The sequence below is a fragment of the Acinetobacter sp. RG5 genome (genome assembly GCF_031844265.1).
Taxonomy (GTDB): Bacteria; Pseudomonadota; Gammaproteobacteria; order Pseudomonadales; family Moraxellaceae; genus Acinetobacter.
In genome coordinates, this window is record NZ_JAUZUV010000001.1 from 472,571 (window position 1) to 490,209 (window position 17,639).

General features: G+C 43.5%; 14 protein-coding genes and 2 pseudogenes. 8 read left to right on the forward strand and 8 right to left on the reverse strand.

The window, feature by feature from the left end:
* Positions 1-41: 41 nt before the first annotated feature.
* Together Q9R21_RS02325 and Q9R21_RS02330 are read right to left on the reverse strand one after the other, a co-directional pair.
* On the reverse strand, positions 42-383 hold the full coding sequence (locus tag Q9R21_RS02325; protein WP_180037683.1) for an MGMT family protein: 342 nt from the start codon (positions 381-383) through the stop codon (positions 42-44).
* Between the two features lie 159 nt (positions 384-542).
* Positions 543-2,042: a sodium:proton antiporter gene (locus Q9R21_RS02330; protein WP_071850584.1), complete on the reverse strand. Its 1,500-nt coding sequence runs from the start codon at positions 2,040-2,042 to the stop codon at positions 543-545.
* A gap of 216 nt (positions 2,043-2,258) precedes the next feature.
* On the opposite strand from Q9R21_RS02330, the gene Q9R21_RS02335 reads away from it, so the two are divergent.
* Positions 2,259-2,813: a hypothetical protein gene (locus tag Q9R21_RS02335; RefSeq protein ID WP_071850583.1), complete on the forward strand. Its 555-nt coding sequence runs from the start codon at positions 2,259-2,261 to the stop codon at positions 2,811-2,813.
* A gap of 37 nt (positions 2,814-2,850) precedes the next feature.
* Here the strand turns inward: Q9R21_RS02335 and Q9R21_RS02340 are convergent, their stop codons facing one another.
* Together Q9R21_RS02340 and Q9R21_RS02345 are read right to left on the reverse strand one after the other, a co-directional pair.
* Positions 2,851-3,756 carry a neutral zinc metallopeptidase gene (locus Q9R21_RS02340; RefSeq protein WP_310078049.1) on the reverse strand — a complete coding sequence of 302 codons (906 nt, stop codon included), beginning with the start codon at positions 3,754-3,756 and terminating at the stop codon, positions 2,851-2,853.
* A 48-nt stretch (positions 3,757-3,804) separates the two neighbouring features.
* Positions 3,805-4,731 (reverse strand): DUF808 domain-containing protein, encoded by a 927-nt coding sequence (locus tag Q9R21_RS02345; RefSeq protein ID WP_004646278.1) that lies wholly within the window; start codon positions 4,729-4,731, stop codon positions 3,805-3,807.
* A 189-nt stretch (positions 4,732-4,920) separates the two neighbouring features.
* Here Q9R21_RS02345 and trpS point away from each other — a divergent pair, with 189 nt between their 5' ends.
* On the forward strand, positions 4,921-5,934 hold the full coding sequence (gene trpS / locus Q9R21_RS02350; protein WP_311203641.1) for a tryptophan--tRNA ligase: 1,014 nt from the start codon (positions 4,921-4,923) through the stop codon (positions 5,932-5,934).
* Between the two features lie 341 nt (positions 5,935-6,275).
* On the opposite strand, the pseudogene Q9R21_RS02355 reads toward trpS, so the two are convergent.
* Both Q9R21_RS02355 and lysS read right to left on the reverse strand, forming a co-directional pair.
* A pseudogene (locus Q9R21_RS02355) lies at positions 6,276-7,707 on the reverse strand (capsule assembly Wzi family protein).
* A 169-nt stretch (positions 7,708-7,876) separates the two neighbouring features.
* Positions 7,877-9,406: a lysine--tRNA ligase gene (lysS, locus tag Q9R21_RS02360; RefSeq protein ID WP_004730285.1), complete on the reverse strand. Its 1,530-nt coding sequence runs from the start codon at positions 9,404-9,406 to the stop codon at positions 7,877-7,879.
* A gap of 389 nt (positions 9,407-9,795) precedes the next feature.
* On the opposite strand from lysS, the gene Q9R21_RS02365 reads away from it, so the two are divergent.
* Complete coding sequence (locus Q9R21_RS02365) at positions 9,796-10,290, forward strand: YqiA/YcfP family alpha/beta fold hydrolase (RefSeq protein WP_004730287.1); 495 nt, start codon at positions 9,796-9,798, stop codon at positions 10,288-10,290.
* 44 nt (positions 10,291-10,334) lie between these two features.
* Here Q9R21_RS02365 and Q9R21_RS02370 read toward each other — a convergent pair whose 3' ends face one another.
* Entirely contained in the window at positions 10,335-10,877 is a 543-nt protein-coding gene (locus Q9R21_RS02370; protein ID WP_005262359.1) for an adenine phosphoribosyltransferase, read from the reverse strand.
* Positions 10,878-11,363: 486 nt separating this feature from the next.
* Between Q9R21_RS02370 and rubA the strand changes: the two genes are divergently transcribed.
* The 5 genes and pseudogenes from rubA to Q9R21_RS02395 all read left to right on the forward strand — a co-directional run bounded on the left by rubA (position 11,364) and on the right by Q9R21_RS02395 (position 15,510).
* Positions 11,364-11,528: a rubredoxin RubA gene (rubA, locus tag Q9R21_RS02375; protein WP_004279415.1), complete on the forward strand. Its 165-nt coding sequence runs from the start codon at positions 11,364-11,366 to the stop codon at positions 11,526-11,528.
* 91 nt (positions 11,529-11,619) lie between these two features.
* Positions 11,620-12,798, forward strand: a complete 1,179-nt coding sequence (gene rubB / locus Q9R21_RS02380; RefSeq protein ID WP_138743263.1) for a rubredoxin reductase RubB — start codon at positions 11,620-11,622, stop codon at positions 12,796-12,798.
* 57 nt (positions 12,799-12,855) lie between these two features.
* Complete coding sequence (gene estB / locus Q9R21_RS02385; RefSeq protein WP_004279413.1) at positions 12,856-13,794, forward strand: esterase EstB; 939 nt, start codon at positions 12,856-12,858, stop codon at positions 13,792-13,794.
* 13 nt (positions 13,795-13,807) lie between these two features.
* Complete coding sequence (gene oxyR, locus Q9R21_RS02390) at positions 13,808-14,716, forward strand: LysR family transcriptional regulator OxyR (protein ID WP_004279412.1); 909 nt, start codon at positions 13,808-13,810, stop codon at positions 14,714-14,716.
* A 182-nt stretch (positions 14,717-14,898) separates the two neighbouring features.
* Positions 14,899-15,510: pseudogene (locus tag Q9R21_RS02395) on the forward strand (DNA-binding response regulator).
* A gap of 39 nt (positions 15,511-15,549) precedes the next feature.
* Here the strand turns inward: Q9R21_RS02395 and ppk1 are convergent.
* Positions 15,550-17,631: a polyphosphate kinase 1 gene (gene ppk1, locus Q9R21_RS02400; protein WP_311203642.1), complete on the reverse strand. Its 2,082-nt coding sequence runs from the start codon at positions 17,629-17,631 to the stop codon at positions 15,550-15,552.
* Positions 17,632-17,639: the final 8 nt, after the last annotated feature.

The following is a 17,639-nucleotide window of genomic DNA, read 5'->3' on the forward strand; positions in this document are numbered from 1 at the left end:
TATGTTTAAAATCCCCACTTTTCACCAAGTGGGGATTTTTTTTATATCTTGACCAGACCATCCCATTGATAGCGTTTTAAATCCAAGCGATCACCTTTAAGAAAAATTCCTTCCTGCATGAGTTTTTGCTGCTGGATATTCTGGCCATGTTCGTCCAGTTGCTTCACACTGATTTTCGCCTGGGCATTGATCACCCGATACCAAGGAATATCAGTGTCCGAATCTAGATGACTTAATACCCATCCGACCAATCGCGCATGTTTGGGTAAACCTGCCAGTCTAGCAATCTGTCCGTAGGTGGCGACTTTGGCATACGGAATCTGATTGACCACAGCCAAAATCATTTCTGCCATTTCCTGACTGGCTGAACTTGTCTGGGTCATTTTCATCTCATTAATAGCTTATTTAAATCAAAAATCACAATCCACCCCCAGTAAAAAAGCTATAGGAGAGTGATTAAGCCTGATGAAATACGCTGATTCAAGCTCTCATCTCACTATAAAAACCAATCTAACAGTCTCTTGATCTTCTAAGTTTTATCTTTAGAAATTATCCGGATTTTCCAGTCTTTTTACTTCCTGAACTTTATCTGGATGATGCACCGTGGCAACGCCATCTGCATCTTTCTGATCAATCAGAATTTCTGGCTGAAAGATAGTAATAGTCTCATTTCCTTTGGCATCTTCTCCAACAATATAGCGAAAACCCTTACGATTCATTTTATGACACATGCGTTGATACCAGCCTTTAAAGCCCTGCGTCTCTTCATTGGGATTATAATAAAACGCATTCATCACCGCAGGCAGGCCCAAGCCACATACCACACCGGACAATAGCACTACAATAAAGGTATAGCCCACCAGAATACTGCTATAGGCTTCCAGCTGAGGAACATTGGCGACCGCCAGAATTAAGGCCAAAGAAATCCCGCCCCGTACTCCGCCCCAAGACAGGATGGTCAAACTGCCGTTATAGCTTTTCTTGCTGACTTTTGGGAACATGGCAAAGGCCAGATAGTTGGCTGCAAAACGGGCCAGATGTAGAATCACAAAAGCCACCATTCCGCCCAGAACCAGACTGGTACTCAAGTCCAGAATAAACAATTCTAGACCAATCAGGGTAAACAGGAATGAATTGATAATTCCCTCAACCGTATGCCAGAAATGATTAACGTCACCAATTTCAGCATCTGCCAGGATTTCTTTCCATTTATTGCCAACAATCAAACCACCAATCACACAGGCAATTGGCGCGGAAGCATGTGCCAGCAAAGCCACCAGATAGGAACCACAAGCCAGCAAGGCCGTGGTCAAAATCAGAGATTCCATTTCATGCTTACCGCGCAAAATCCGCAAGATCGCAAAACCGAATCCGAGACCAATCAGCACCGCCACGACAATTTCATAAAGCAAGGTTTGCAGCACTGCCAGTACCGTAAAGTTTTCACCTTGCAGAACATTGAGCAAGGTCATAAATAAGGCAATACACATTGCATCATTAAACAGTGATTCGCCTTCAAGCTTGACAATCAAATGATGCGGTGCGCGAACCGAACTCAATACGCCTTTGATGCCGATCGGATCTGTGGCGCCCAAGGCCGCCCCTAGCAAGAGCAAAACCAGCAGGTCAACATGTTTACCAATCAGGAACTGATAACCATACAACACCACACCAAAGAACACTGCACAGAACACCAAAGCCAGACCAGCCAAAATACTGATCGGCCGCCAGTGGTTACGCAAATCTGAGACCTTAAACTTCAGCGCAGATGAAGTCAGGATAAAACAGATCACACCATTGATCAGAAAATCATAGAAATCGACGTGACGAACAGCCTGCTCGATATTGTCAATATTGATGCTAAAGAATGGATTACCATGCAGTAAACTGGCGCCCCACTGCAAAATGAAAACAAAGATTGCAGAGACAATAGGGACACCGATCGCTTGCGGAAAGCCTAAAACGCGCTTATTAAACATGGTCGTGGCAATAGACAGAGCAAAGACCACCGTGAGTAGCTGAAGAAAAAAGAAATTTCCCATTCGGTTTCCTAAAATCGGGCGATATGGAGCACTATGCGCCGAGAGGCGTTGTTAAAATAGAGATTTAAATAGCAAGGTATTCTGGCAAAACAAGTTTAGTCCGCTTTTTTATCGAATTGAGTTAAGTTTCTTTTCAGTATTTTCGAATGATGATTTAACATACAGATCAGCACTCGGCTTTTGCTTTCCCATCATTCTATTTTGAATTTTTCTCCCATGCATCAAACTGTCAAAACCATTTTTCGTCTCTGTTTTGCCAGCGTGATTTTTCTGATCACGTTGTCCTTATGTTTTACCTGCTTTGCTAAAATTCAGGAAATTCTGCAAGCAGAACAGCATTATCAGCAAGCCACCAGCATTCCCTTAAAAAGTACAGCCGGCGAACAGTATGTATTGGTGTCCAATAACCAGCGACCAGACAATGCAATTTTTATTCTGATTGCAGGAAATGGTTATGTGGCCAAAATCAACTGTGAACATTACAGCGCTTTATGTAGCGATGAAGACAATCAATCGCATACCCGTCAAATCCAGACTGTTGACTTAATCAAAGCGGGAAATCTGTTCTATATTGAAAAAATCCAGTTCAGAGATAGCCGAACCGGCAAAGCAACTGCTTTAGAATATAACAAACAAGAAATTCAGCAGTTTTATCAAAATGACATGAGCAACCTCAAATATACAGTCTTTGCAATTGCACTGTTTGCTTTGGCTGCATTATTTGTCAGTATCAAGATATTAAGAAACTTCCGGCGTTTTCTGCATAAATAAAAAAAGGAGCATCTGCTCCTTTTTTTATCGAAGTCATTTAAATATTTTGATTAAAGGTATCACAATTCGCAACTTGACCGGATTTCAAGCCGGTGTTAAACCATTGTACCCGCTGCGTGCTGCTGCCATGGGTAAAGCTGTCCGGCACCACCTGCCCGCGAGCACGTTTCTGTAAATAGTCATCGCCAATTTTATGGGCGGCATCCATCGCTTCCTGCACATCACCCTGTTCCAGAAATTGGGTACGTTCATGATTATGGTAAGCCCAAACGCCGGCCAGACAGTCTGCCTGCAATTCCTGACGCACTGAAAGCTGATTACTTTGCACTTCGCTTGCTTGCTGACGTGCTTGCTGTACTTGAGAAGAAATACCTAAAATCGTCTGGATATGATGCCCCACTTCATGGGCCACGACATAGGCCAGCGCAAAATCCCCCGCCTGATCATTGCGGGAAAGTTCGGTGGCATTCTGTTCTCCGGTAATGCCCATTTGGGTACGCATATCTTTAAAGAATGCAGTATCGATATACACTTTCTGGTCTGTCGGGCAGTAGAAAGGCCCCATCGCCGCCTGAGCAGTACCACAACCAGAATTCACGATGCCGTTAAACAACACCAGTTTCGGTGGGACATACTGCTGATTTAACTGCTGCTGAAACACCTGATTCCAGGTATCTTCAGTATCTGCCAATACAGTTCCAACAAAATCAATCGACTCCTGCTGTTCTGGCGTGGGATTTTCCAGGCCACGTGTTTCTGCCGCACCCGATACCCCCTGAGTGACCTGCTTGGTGGTTTGATAAGCCTGTTGTGGATCGACACCGAAAAACTTCCAGGCCACAAAGGCCACAATCAATCCAACAATACTGATTCCGCCAGCTTTGGCACCACCACCACGACGGTCTTCTACATTGCTACTGACACGACGACCTTTCCAACGCATAGTCTTTTCCTTTTCTTAATCTGCTTAATATCCAGATATTTCTACACCTTAAGCTTTTGATGATTTAGGCCAGATTTTCTTAATCAGGCTGATGACCAGCATGACCAGCAGACCCGCTAAAATTCCTACTGCGAAATTAATCAAGGTCGGTGTTACGGCACCGACAATGTTGCCAATGCTGGGAATATCCTGCACATAAGCAACACTGTCTTCAGTAAAGTGATGAATAAAAGGAATTGCATGGTTAATAATTCCACCGCCCACCAGAAACATCGCAGCGGTCCCAACAATGGAGAGAATTTTCATTAAGATCGGGGCAAATGCCAACAAGCCACGTCCTATTTTTTGTTTAAAATCGGACTGCTGTTCAGTCAGATGCAGACCGATATCATCCAGTTTGACAATCAGCGCAACAAAACCATAAACACCAATGGTCATCACCACCGCGATCAGGCTTAAAACAGTCACTTTGGTCAGCATCGAGGCTGCGGCGACCGTTCCCAAAGTAATCACGATAATTTCAGCAGACAGGATAAAGTCAGTGCGAATAGCACCTTTGACTTTTTCATTTTCAAACTGGTGCAAATCCATTTCTGTATGAATCAATTGCTCACGCGCCTGTTCCGCGTCCTTGGCCTTCGGTGTATGCAAGGTATGAATAATTTTTTCCACGCCTTCATAACATAGGAACAAACCACCCAGCACCAACAAGGGATTAATCAGCCAGCCTGCAATAAAGCTGATTAATAATGCCAGCGGCACCAAAATCAGTTTATTAACAAAAGAACCTTTGGCAACTTTCCAGACCACCGGTAATTCACGATCAGCCCGCACACCTGTCACTTGCTGCGCATTTAAAGCCAGATCATCACCAAGGACGCCTGCTGTTTTTTTTGCTGCCATTTTGCTCATGACAGCGACATCATCCAGAACAGTAGCAATATCATCTAATAATAGTAATAAACTGCTCGCCATACTTATTATCCTTATCTTCTTTCCAGATAGTTTAATCAAAATTCTTAAAAATATTGTATTCACTTGTTTAATTTATAAGATTTTTTTACGACAGCTTTTTTTCTGGCTGACAATCAAAAACAGAATGCCGTACAATGTTGCCATTCGTTAAAATACAGCTGTAGTACTGACTACCCTTTGGAATAGATAATGAGTAATCAAGATAATCGTCCAGTGATCTTGACGGGCGACCGTCCTACCGGACAACTCCACCTCGGCCACTTTGTGGGTTCATTACGCTCTCGTGTAGGTCTGCAAGATTCTCACCATCAACACTTGTTACTCGCCGATGCTCAAGCCCTAACTGATAATGCGGACAATTTTGAAAAAGTACGTCGTAACATTATTGAAGTGGCGACGGATTATCTGGCTGTCGGTATTGATCCAACTAAAACCACAATTTGTGTTCAGTCATGCTTACCTGCCTTAAATGAACTGACCATGCTATATCTCAACTTTGTGACTGTTTCACGTCTTGAGCGTAACCCGACCATTAAATCTGAAATCCAGATGCGTGGTTTTGAGCGTGATATTCCAGCCGGCTTCTTGTGCTACCCGGTGGCTCAAGCTGCTGACATTACAGCATTTAAGGCAACGGTTGTTCCTGTGGGTGAAGATCAGATTCCAATGATCGAACAGACCAATGAAATCGTGCGTCGTTTGAACCGTCAAATTGGTCATGACCTGCTACCAGAATGTAAGGCACTTCTTTCCAATGTTGGTCGCCTACCTGGTTTTGATGGTAAAGCAAAAATGTCGAAATCTTTGGGCAATACCATTGTGCTGGATGCGACAGATAAAGATATTAAGAAAGCCGTCAATGCAATGTATACCGATCCGAATCATCTGCGTATTGAAGATCCAGGTCAGGTCGAAGGCAATGTGGTATTTACTTATCTAGATGCCTTTGACCCAAATAAAGAAGAGCTGGAAGAGCTCAAAGCCCATTATCGTCGTGGTGGTTTAGGCGATGGTACAGTGAAAAAACGTCTGGAAAGTATTTTAAAAGAATTGATCGGCCCAATTCGTGAGCGTCGTATTGAACTGGCTAAAGATCCCGATTACATCATGGATATCCTGAAAACCGGTACGGATAAATGTCGCGATATTACCCAGGTGACACTGGATGAAGTTAAATCTGGCCTCGGTGTATTCCATTTTTAATTAGAAAAAATTGCTCTTAAAAGCTCTTCTGATGAAGAGCTTTTTTGTTTAAGCTAAAATTGCGCAAAAATGATGCAAATATCCCCACATAATCTTCATATTTTTAACCTTATTTAACATGTATTAACATGAATACTGATGAGTCATATGAGAATGCATCCTATTATGATTGTATTCAGTAAGGAATCAGATTTAACTCTCTCCACAGTTAATGAAGTAGTTTGAAAGACATTCCTTTTTCTACGCAATGACAACCCCAATCATTGCGTTTTTTTTGTTTATAGTTTTTCAAAATGCTAAAAAAATCCTGCGTTTAAGCAGGATTTAATCATGGCTAAGAATTAATAACTGAACAAGCCTTTTTCTAATGGTATTTCGATACCTAAAGAAACTCCGCTATCTCGACCATTTACCTTTGAATCACCGACCCATGCATTAATTTTAAGCGGCATTTCTGGGCAGATATAATGCGACCAGGTCAAATCCAATGCTTTAATTTCATCATTAAAAGCAAAAGCAGCATTATTAACAGCGGCACGTTCCGATTGATTCACATCAGCAAAAAGTATACGACCTGATAAGCGGTTCATAAAATCAATACGAATATCCCCACCTACGGAAATCATCTGCGCATCACCACCTAAAGCATGTGCTAGAAGATAACCATGCTGATAAAAACCATCTGTATAATTCGTATGATTATAAGAAATCCCTTGAGCTTTACCATTGGTACGGGTATCTGCCCATTCTGCATAAACTTGGTATGGCATATTTCTCAAACTAGCAGAATAGTCGATTCCAGCCAAATACATTTTTTTTTGCAGGTAAGCCCCCAGCCTCATCCTCTCCTACATATTGAGCATATAGACCCACCGGAATTTGGGTAAGAGAAAATAAATTTAACCGCGCATCGAAACCGGCAATCTGGTTAGATGGGTCTGGTTCACCTGTACCCCCATTATCTTTACTACCTACAAAAGCATCCCACAGCGAACTTAAACTTTCAGGTCGTCCTTCACCACCCCACTGAATCGCACGCGAGGCACCAAGCTCTAAATAAGGTAAAGGCTGTGCTGTAACACGCAAACCAATCAATTTGGCGTCTGGAACTGCGCTATAGTCATCGAGTTGACCGGCAAAAGCCTGATATTGCCACGGCCCAATCCAAGATAACCATTTATTTTCAAATGCTGTCTGTTCTGCACGTTGAACTGTAAAGCCATAGACTGGACGACTGGCATCACCACGAATCAAGCTGCCATCATGGCTTGGGCCCCAGTAAGTTGGAATCTGCCCAGCAATCAACCATTGATTCCAAAGTTTTCCTGCCAGATAAGAACCTTCAAGATTTACATCCTGATCATTATCAATTTGTGGATCTTTTTCAGCATTCACCCTGATCTTGGCATCCCAATTCGTACTGCCAACATTAAACTCTAAAGCTGCCTGATATTGTGCTTTTTGCTGATCCCCGAAAGCCTGTGGAATATTTTTTTGATCGGTTTCTGCAAATACACCCAATTTTAGCTGTTGATTATCTGCCTTTAGTTTAGCCAGAACCGAATCGATTACACGCTGCTGTACAGTATTGCTGATCTGCGCATTTGATAAGGCTCGTTGAATTTCATCCCCACTCAGTGGCCAGGTTGAGGTACTGATTTGAATAACCCCTTGCTGGTTTAACCAGTTTAGGTCCGTACGCAAATTTGCATCATTTAGAACTAGACCCTGAGCAAAAGCAGGAAGCGCAAGCGTAGTCAGTAACACACTCAATAATGTTTTTTTAGCAACATGGGATGAATATTCTCAAGTTTATTTTCTGCTTCACCTTAATCGCTCCTATGTTAATTTTCAACGATTAAACTGTTGTTTTTTACTCAAGCTTTCAGATGTATCGACAAAAAATAACCCACACAATGGTGGGTTATTTTGAATTCAGCATTTAAGCATTTTTATGACGCATATGCGGGAACAAGATCACATCGCGGATACTTGCTGCATTGGCAAAGATCATCACCAGACGGTCAATACCAATACCCTCACCTGCTGTTGGAGGAAGACCGTATTCCAGTGCTTCGACAAAGTCTGCATCGTAATGCATAGCTTCATCATCACCAGCATCTTTTTCAGCAACCTGTGCTTGAAAACGTTCAGCCTGATCGATTGGATCATTCAATTCCGAGAAGCCATTTGCCAACTCACGACCACCGATGAAGAATTCAAAACGGTCGGTAATGTGTGGATTGTGATCATTACGGCGTGCCAATGGAGAAGTTTCCGCTGGATATTCAGTAATGAACGTCGGCTGACGCAATTTGGTTTCTACGGTTTCTTCAAATACCATGGTTTGCAGTTTGCCCAGACCAAAACCTGGCTTCACTTGCTCTTTCAATTCTTCCTGAAGGAATTTTGCCAGGAACTCACGGTCATTGACATTTTCAGGAGTAAATTGCGGGTTATTTTCCAGAATCGCATCGAACATTGAAATTTTCTTGAATGGACCTTTGAAGCTATACACTTCATCGCCATAAGGCACGTCAGTGGTGCCCAAGATATCAATCGCCAGACGCTCTAGCATCTGTTCGGTCAATTCCATCAAATCTTTGTAATCAGCATAAGCCTGATAGAATTCGATCATGGTGAATTCAGGGTTATGACGCGTAGAAACACCTTCGTTACGGAAGTTACGGTTAATTTCAAACACACGTTCAAAACCGCCGACCACCAAACGCTTTAAGTAAAGCTCTGGCGCAATACGCAAGAACAGCGACATGTCCAGTGCATTATGATGTGTTTCGAAAGGACGTGCCGATGCACCGCCTGGAATCACATGCATCATTGGCGTTTCAACTTCCATATAACGCTTTTCAGTCAGGAAGGCACGGATACCCGCTACGACTTTGGCACGAATCTCAAAAGTTTTACGTGTTTCTTCGTTAACAATCAGATCAAGATAACGTTTACGATACTTTACTTCAGTATCGTTCAAACCATGGAACTTGTCTGGAAGCGGACGTAATGATTTGGTCAGTAATTCAAAATGTTCGATGTGTACATACAAATCGCCTTTACCCGAACGGCCGATATAACCTTCGACTGCGATGATATCGCCAAGGTCCAGACCTTTAATGGTAGCCAGCACATCTTCAGCGAGTTCTTTACGCGCCACATACAGCTGGATACGACCTGTCATGTCCTGGATCACGATAAATGAACCACGGTTCAACATCACACGACCGGCCACTTTGACGTAGACCTTTTCGCCTGCTTCAATTTCTTCTTTAGATTTATCAGCGAACTGGTCTTGTAAATCTTGGGCATAATGCTCACGCTTAAAGGTATTCGGCCATGGGCTCTTACCTGTTTCTTGTGCCTGAGCTTCGATTTGCTTTAACTTGGCATGACGCTGTGCAATTAAATCGTTTTCGGAAATGATTTGTTCAGAAGTCGATTGAGCGTTATTTTGCGTCATCTCTGCCTCGAATAAGATTAGTTAAAAAATAGAAGTTGCATAGAATAGCAGAAATCCTTCTCAAATCGTAGCGCAAACACTCTCAGGAACCGGCTTTTCTTTGGAAAAATCCACTATCTTGCTATTTACACCATTCGGTTCAGCCCGTCTGTCACTCTTTTAAATTCCCTTTCTTCAAACTTATTGCAGCACCCAGCTGCTCTCAGTTGGGATTAAAGTCTAAACCAGACAAGTCTTATATAAATTCATTGCACTGCAAAACTTCGGCTTAGACCAATAGCTAACTGCCTTGTATACCCAGACGTTCTACAATGACACTCAGCTTCAAGATGATGTGCCAATCAACAAATAACCAATATGGCATATCCCATAAAAATGAGTAATGTACTATGTCTAAGATTTTGTTTATACATGGCTTAGATTCCTCCAGAGAATCCACCAAGTTCCATGCCATTGATGTGGTACACAAGTACTGTATCGATGTCGATTACCGAAATCTGAGCTATAGTTCGGTCGCCGAGTTTTATCATGAGATGATTGAAACCATCAAACCAGATATTCTGGTCGGCCACAGTCTTGGCGGTTATTGGGCACTGAAAATGTCACAGGCGTATCAAATTCCCTGTGTAGTGGCTAATCCCATTTTGCAGCCTAACTTCCGCGATGATTATCCGCCGATTGGGCATCACGATTTACAGCATGACATTCCTCAATTTGCCTATCTTGAACTGGGCGATGAAATTCTGGATATGCATGCGGTTCAGACACAACTTGAAGACTATATGCAAATTCAGGCAGTTGATGGCGGCCATCATCGTCTGGAACATCCTGAGCAAATTAATACGCTGATTCAGGAAATCGAAGATCATTTTATCAGGCAATAAAAAAGCCCCACAATTTCGGGGCTTTTTTTACAAAAAATTATGACTTAAGCAACTGCCGCTTCAGGCTGAGATTTGTCATCCAATACTGACCAGATATCCAGGCCTAATTCAGCATGCAGGTCAGGAAGATCAAGGAAGATACTTGCACCAAGTACTTCATGTTGACATTTTTGAGCCAGTTCATTCACTGCTTTTAAGGTTCCGCCACTTGCCAGAACATCATCCACAATAATTACTTTCTGGGACTGAACTTCCGCAGACATTTCTAAACGATCTATACCATATTCCAGGCTATAACCCACACCGACCACTGGAGGCGGCAATTTACCTGCTTTACGCACCAACAATAAACCTTTGCCTGTACGTTGTGCCAACAAGCTTGCCAACACAAAACCACGCGCTTCAACCGCAATAAAGCTTTCTACTTCTGCCAGTTTGTCAGCAGGAATGCTGGCAATCAAAGCGTCAGTCAATGGACCAATATTGCCCATGAAAAGTGGGGTCAAATCAAAGAAGCAAATTCCTGGTTTTGGAAAATCTTGGACCGTACGAATGTGAGACCACAAAGAAGTAGACAAATTGCTCATGGGAGATCTTAAAAAAAGAAAAGGAATATGGGAATTTTAAACCTATTTGAATAGAACGGACAAGCCAAGCTGCCTAATAAAAACTCGGAATTTAATTATAAGATATTGATTTTATTATATTGATTTATTTTAAAAAATTTAATCCAGACTTCACTAATTTTAAATTACCTAAAAACTCAAGTTTTAACTGCTCGACTTTGGTCTATCCCACAAGATAAACACTCATTTTTGCCATCGTCAGCTTTTTATCCTTTAACCGCCTGCGCCAGAAAAGCTGATTGGCGTGATTTTTAGATAAATGAGGAATGTGTCGTCTATTCTGCTGCTAATTTCGCTGATTAAGCTTTTATTCACTTTACTTTATGAATAGAACTGCGTAAAAATTTAGCCAAATATGTTCACTGTTAAAAAGTCATATTCTTTTAGAGTCTTGCCTTTTATGGATTTTAAGCTGACGCCTACAGTTGCTCAGTTTTGGAGAGTTACATGAGAAAGTTTCAATGCATCGTATGTGGATGGATTTATGACGAGGCAGAAGGTTGGCCTCAAGACGGGATCGTGGCAGGCACCAAATGGGAAGATATCCCGGATGACTGGACCTGTCCGGATTGCGGCGTATCTAAAGTCGATTTCGAAATGATCGAAGTCTAATCACGTCCAGTTAAAGGCCATATCCATATGGTCTTTTTTTATGCCCTTCTACCATTTATACAGCATGGAGCTCTACCATATGGAAACAACTATGCATCCTATCGTCATTATTGGTTCAGGTATGGCGGGTTATGCCGTAGCACGTGAATTTCGTAAACTTAATCCAGAACATGAATTGCTGATGATCTGTGCGGATGATGCGGTCAATTATGCCAAACCGACGCTTTCCAATGCTCTGGCCGGCAATAAAGCACCTGAACAAATTCCACTAGGCGATGCAGCTAAAATGTCGGCACAGCTGAATATGCGCATTGAACAGCATACCTGGGTCAAAGCCATTCATCCGGAAGATCATCAGCTGGTTCTGGAAAAAGATGGTCAGGAAAGTACGCAACATTATAGCAAACTGGTATTAGCCATCGGTGCCAATCCAGTACGTCTGGCGATTGCCGGTGATGCCAGCGATGACATTCATGTCGTCAACAATTTGAGTGACTATAAAGCTTTCCGTAACAATCTGGCAGCACGTGAAGACAAACGTGTAGTAATTTTAGGTGCAGGCCTGATTGGCTGTGAATTTGCCAACGACCTACAAAATACCGATCATCAGGTTACAGTCATTGATTTAGCCCCTCAGCCACTTGGCCGCTTATTGCCAGAACATGTTGCTACTGCATTCCAGAAGAATCTTGAAGAAACCGGCATTCACTTTGTCTTGGGCACAACAGTCGAAAAAGTCTCTTGTGCGGACAATGGTGATTATCTGGTCACGCTGGCCAACGGTCAGTCTTTGGTCGCTGATGTGGTGTTGTCTGCGGTGGGCTTACAGCCAAATATTTCTTTGGCGAAACAGGCAGACGTACATACCAGTCGCGGAGTGTTAACCACTGCACAACTGGAAACCAACCAGGCTGATATCTATGCGGTGGGCGACTGTGCCGAGGTCAATGGCACCTTATTGCCTTATGTCATGCCGATCATGCAACAAGCCCGCGCTTTGGCAAAAACCTTAAATGGCGAACATACTGCTGTACATTATCCGGCTATGCCAGTGGCAGTTAAAACGCCTGCTGCACCTTTAACGGTATTGCCTGCTCCGGTTGATGTGGATGTCATCTGGGAAACTGAAGAATTTGATGATGGCATGCTGGCTAAAGCATTCGATGCTAACGGCACCTTACGTGGTTTCGTGCTTTTGGGCGCCACTGCAGCCAAACAGCGTCTGACCTTGACCAAGCAGGTTCCTGACTTGATTCCTGCTGCGGTTTAGAGGTTTAATAGCACGGATATTTTTTAAACGAAATATCCTTTAATTAGGACAGCGACTATGTACAGCGCAGCACAGTTTAATCTTTCCCCTTATACCTCGTTCATGCATGAAACCAAGGTTGATCTTGGCAATGGGATCCAGCTACATGTCGAGGTTGGTGGAAATCCGGAACATCCCACCATTTTGCTAATTATGGGTCTGGGTGGGCAAATGCTGTACTGGCCTGACTTTTTCTGCAAGTCACTGATTGACAATGACTATCACATCATCCGTTTTGATAACCGTGATATTGGCCTGTCTTCAAAAGTTCATCACAAAGGTCCGCGCCTGAATACCCTGAAAATGATGAGCCGGTTTGTGCTGGGTCTGGGTAATCAGGGTGCACCTTATGATCTGTATGATATGGCTGAAGATGTCAGTCTGCTGATTGAAAAAATGCAGCTGGAACAAGTCTATGTGCTGGGTGCTTCGATGGGCGGTATGATTGCCCAGATTCTGGCAGCGCGTTATCCGGACAAAGTCAAAAAACTGGGCTTACTGTTTACCAGTAATAACCAGCCGATGTTGCCACCGCCCTTTCCAAAGCAACTCTTTAGTTTGATTGACAAACCGGCTTCAACAGATGAAGATGGCATTGTTGATCATAGTTTGAAACTGTTCAAGATCATCGGCTCGCCAGGTTATGTGAATCATCTGGAAGCGGTGCAGACCGCCCGTAAATTATATAAGCGAAGTTACTATCCTGCTGGTGTACTTCAACAGTTTTTAGCAATATTATGTACAGGCTCATTGCTGCAACTGGACAAGCAAATCAAACAAGAAACCCTGGTGGTCCATGGTTCTCGAGATCGATTGCTGCCTCCTAGCCATGGCAAGGCCGTTGCGAAAGCAATTTCAGGGGCTAAATTTGAATTAATTGATGGAATGGGGCATGATATCCCACCGCATTTTATTCCATATCTTAGCGAATTATTTGCTGATCATTTTAAATCATAAACATTAGGACACTATGGCTGCATTACCATCCCTAAGACAGCTGTCATACCTCGTAACACTGTCAGAGACGCTACATTTTACAGAAGCTGCTCGCCGCTCCTTTGTCACCCAGTCTACCTTGTCTGGCGGCATCATGGAGCTGGAGCGTTTACTCGGTGGCGTACTTGTTGAACGCGACCGCCAGAATGTTCGTTTAACGCCTCTTGGTGAACAAGTGGTTGCACGCGCACGTGTTCTACTGGCCGATGCTCAGGACCTAATGCGTTTAAGTCGTGAGATGAGTGAACCCCTAACCGGTGATCTACATCTCGGCGTCATTCCAACAATTGCACCTTTCCTATTGTCCCAGCTTCTGGATGAAGTACATAAGCAATTACCAAAAATCCAGTTGCATCTGCATGAAGCGCAAAGTGAAAAGATTGTAGAAAAGCTGGAACATGGCAACCTGGATATGGTGGCTTTGGCATTGCCTTTCGATACCCGCGGTCTGAAAGTTGCTGAAATTGCCAAAGAAAATCTGTATCTGGTTTACCAAAAATCTGATCAGCATGCTGCACAAGCAAACTCTTTAGAAGATCTGGATCTGTCTCGCCTGATGTTACTTGAAGAAGGTCATTGCCTGCGTGATCATGCCTTGAGTGCCTGCCCGATTGGTGAGCGTAAAAATGATCACCGTTTAAAAGCCAGCTCACTGCCGACTTTAATCGAAATGGTGTCTGCAAATCTGGGCTTTACCCTGCTGCCTGAAATTGCGATCCATACCAATATGATTAAAGGCAATCCTGAGATTCAGGTAAAAGCGATCGATTCAGCCCCAAGTCGTACCCTGGCATTGGTAACCCGTAAAAGCACACCGCTGCAAAGCGAGTTTGATGTGCTATTACAGATTTTCCAGAAAATCACTCAGCACGATGCTGCCTGATCTATAGATAATAAAAAGGAGCACATGTTGCTCCTTTTTTATATCTTGAATTGAATGCATCCAGTCCGCCTAGAAACTTAGAATCTCTACATTTCAGCTAAATCACTATTCTTTGGGATAGGCATTTGCATCTGCCTGATTCACAGTATAGCTCTCTATCGCATCTACAGGATCGCGTTTTATTGGCTAGCCTTTTGCCTGCACCGGTTTTAGTGATTCGTTCACCGACTGGACTCGACCTGTCAAAAATCCAGACCGTGCTACAGCAACTCGGCTATCAGCCAGATATGCTGCTGTATGCGGACAATATGCTGTCCGCACAATCCATGATTACTGAACATCTGCCTAATCTGATTCTTTATCATGCAGCAACAACTTCAGAGATCAGTGTGATCCGTCCGCTGAAACAGCAAAGCCTAGATACGCCCGTTATTGCCATACTCAATACTCATTCCACAGCACTGATCTATTCAGCCTTGCTGTCCGGCGCAGATAGCTATATGCAGCATCATGATTCATTACCCCAGTTCGCTGATAGTCTAAAAACTGTCTTGCGCGGTGGAGCCTACATTCATACTGAATTGGCAGACTATCTCCTGCACCAGCCCAGCGTTAAAGCCTGTCTCAACTTCGCTGAATTACAGTTATTACAAGTAATGAGTCAGCATAAATCGCAAACCGAACGACAAAACTAGCTTCAGATGAAAGATTATCAGATGTATAGTCAGGTCAAACACATCTATCGAAAACTGATCAGACTCAGCTTAAACAGTTCAATTGTATGTTCGAAATAAAAAAGAGGCTGAATATTCAGCCTCTTTAAATACTTAAACTTATTTAAACAGCTCTAACAGAATACGTTGTGCATTATGCGGTTTTTCACCTTCTTTTGGCTGTGCCCGCAGCCAGGTACCATCGCCTTGCAATAACCAGGATTGCTGGTTGTCTTTCAGGTAATTCAACAGACCTTGTTGATAGATGCGTTTTTTCAAGGCTTCATCTTCGACCGGGAAACAGGCCTCGACCCGATTAAACAGGTTACGATCCATCCAGTCTGCACTTGAACAATAAATACGTGAATTTCCATTATTGCTGAAATAATACACGCGGGTATGTTCCAGGAAACGTCCGACAATTGAACGCACCCGGATATTTTCCGACAGACCCGGCAAACCCGGACGCAAACTGCAAATCGACCGAATAATCAGGTCAATCTGTACTCCGGCCTGAGAGGCTTCATAGAGTTTGTTAATCAATTGCATTTCGGTCAGCGCATTGACTTTGACAATAATCTGCGCCGGTTTCCCTGCCTGAGCATAGGCAATTTCATTATCGATATAGTTCAGTAACTGGGCATGTAAGGTAAACGGCGCATGCAGCAACTTTTTCAGCTTGGCCATTTTCCCCATACCGGTCAGTTCCTGGAAAATACGATGCACATCTTCACACAGATCTTTATCCGTCGTTAACAGACCATAATCGGTATAGATTCGCGCATTGCCGGCATGATAATTACCGGTGCCCAGATGCACATAGCGCACCAATTTGTTATTTTCCCGGCGCACCACCAGAATCATCTTGGCGTGAGTCTTGTAACCGACAATGCCGTAGACCACGACCGCACCCGCTTCTTGCAGTACATTGGCGACTTCAATATTGGATTCCTCATCGAAACGCGCACGCAATTCAATCACTGCCGTGACTTCCTTACCATTACGGGCAGCTTCAGCCAGCACCTGCACAATTTCAGAATCTGGTCCACTACGGTACAAGGTTTGCTTGATCGCCAGCACTTGCGGATCGCGTGCCGCTTCACGTAATAATGAAATCACCGGCGCAAAAGATTCAAATGGATGATGCAGCAAAATATCCTGTTTATGCATCGCACTAAAAATATTTTCAGATTTTTTCAGTACTTTAGGAATGATGGGAGTATGCGAGTCATAACGTAAATGCGGACGTTTAAAGTTAGATAGCAAACGTGCCAGATTGACCGGGCCCGCGACTTTATAAAGCTGCTCGTCGTCCAGATCAAATTCATTCAGTAGATATTCATAAATATGCTGCGGACAATTTTCTGTCACTTCCAGACGCACGGCGCGGCCAAAACGGCGTGAACTGAGTTCGCCTTTGAGTGCCTTGGCTAGATCTTCAACATCTTCATTCAAGGCTAAATCGGCATTTCGGGTAACACGGAACTGATAACAGCCAGTCGCCGTCATCCCCGGGAACAGATCAGACACATGCTCATGAATAATCGCCGACAGCATCACATGATGTTCTTTTCCATCGGTCAGTTCATCCGGTAAACGTACCACGCGTGGCAGTGAACGCGGTGCGGGTACCACAGCCAGATCAATCTGACGGCCAAAAGCATCTTTCCCTTCCAATGTGACAATAAAGTTCAGTGATTTATTCACCAACCGTGGGAATGGATGCGCAGGGTCCAGGCTGATCGGTGTGAGAACCGGCGCCACTTGCTCCTGAAAATATTTTTTAATCCAGGCAGATTGTGCCGGAGTCAGCTCACCACGGCGCAAGAAGCAAATATCTTCCTCACGCAGTTTTGGCAAAATTTCTTCATTTAAAATACGGTACTGGCGTTCAATGGCGGCATGTGCTGTTTTAGAAATCTGTTCTAAAACCTGCTTTGGAGTCAAGCCATCCGGACTCCGGCTTTCATTGTCCAGATCCAGCTGTTCCATCATCCCGGCGACCCGGATTTCAAAAAACTCATCCAGATTACGCGAGAAAATCAACAGGAAATTCATGCGTTCGAGCAATGGATGTAAAGGATCGACAGCCTGTTCCAGGACACGTAAATGGAAGTCTAGGATAGACAGTTCACGATTAATATAACGATCATTATATGTATATTCAGGCTGTGCTGAAGTTGTGCTGGCTGCCGTATTCATATCAAACC

Excerpts from the sequence above, each read along its gene's own strand:
- rubA (WP_004279415.1), top strand. The coding sequence starts at position 11,364 with ATGAGAAAGTTTCAATGCATCGTATGTGGATGGATTTATGACGAGGCA.
- ppk1 (WP_311203642.1), bottom strand. The coding sequence starts at position 17,631 with ATGAATACGGCAGCCAGCACAACTTCAGCACAGCCTGAATATACATAT.
- rubB (WP_138743263.1), top strand. The coding sequence starts at position 11,620 with ATGCATCCTATCGTCATTATTGGTTCAGGTATGGCGGGTTATGCCGTA.
- estB (WP_004279413.1), top strand. The coding sequence starts at position 12,856 with ATGTACAGCGCAGCACAGTTTAATCTTTCCCCTTATACCTCGTTCATG.
- trpS (WP_311203641.1), top strand. The coding sequence starts at position 4,921 with ATGAGTAATCAAGATAATCGTCCAGTGATCTTGACGGGCGACCGTCCT.
- Q9R21_RS02365 (WP_004730287.1), top strand. The coding sequence starts at position 9,796 with ATGTCTAAGATTTTGTTTATACATGGCTTAGATTCCTCCAGAGAATCC.
- oxyR (WP_004279412.1), top strand. The coding sequence starts at position 13,808 with ATGGCTGCATTACCATCCCTAAGACAGCTGTCATACCTCGTAACACTG.
- lysS (WP_004730285.1), bottom strand. The coding sequence starts at position 9,406 with ATGACGCAAAATAACGCTCAATCGACTTCTGAACAAATCATTTCCGAA.
- Q9R21_RS02330 (WP_071850584.1), bottom strand. The coding sequence starts at position 2,042 with ATGGGAAATTTCTTTTTTCTTCAGCTACTCACGGTGGTCTTTGCTCTG.
- Q9R21_RS02325 (WP_180037683.1), bottom strand. The coding sequence starts at position 383 with ATGACCCAGACAAGTTCAGCCAGTCAGGAAATGGCAGAAATGATTTTG.
- Q9R21_RS02340 (WP_310078049.1), bottom strand. The coding sequence starts at position 3,756 with ATGCGTTGGAAAGGTCGTCGTGTCAGTAGCAATGTAGAAGACCGTCGT.
- Q9R21_RS02345 (WP_004646278.1), bottom strand. The coding sequence starts at position 4,731 with ATGGCGAGCAGTTTATTACTATTATTAGATGATATTGCTACTGTTCTG.
- Q9R21_RS02370 (WP_005262359.1), bottom strand. The coding sequence starts at position 10,877 with ATGAGCAATTTGTCTACTTCTTTGTGGTCTCACATTCGTACGGTCCAA.
- Q9R21_RS02335 (WP_071850583.1), top strand. The coding sequence starts at position 2,259 with ATGCATCAAACTGTCAAAACCATTTTTCGTCTCTGTTTTGCCAGCGTG.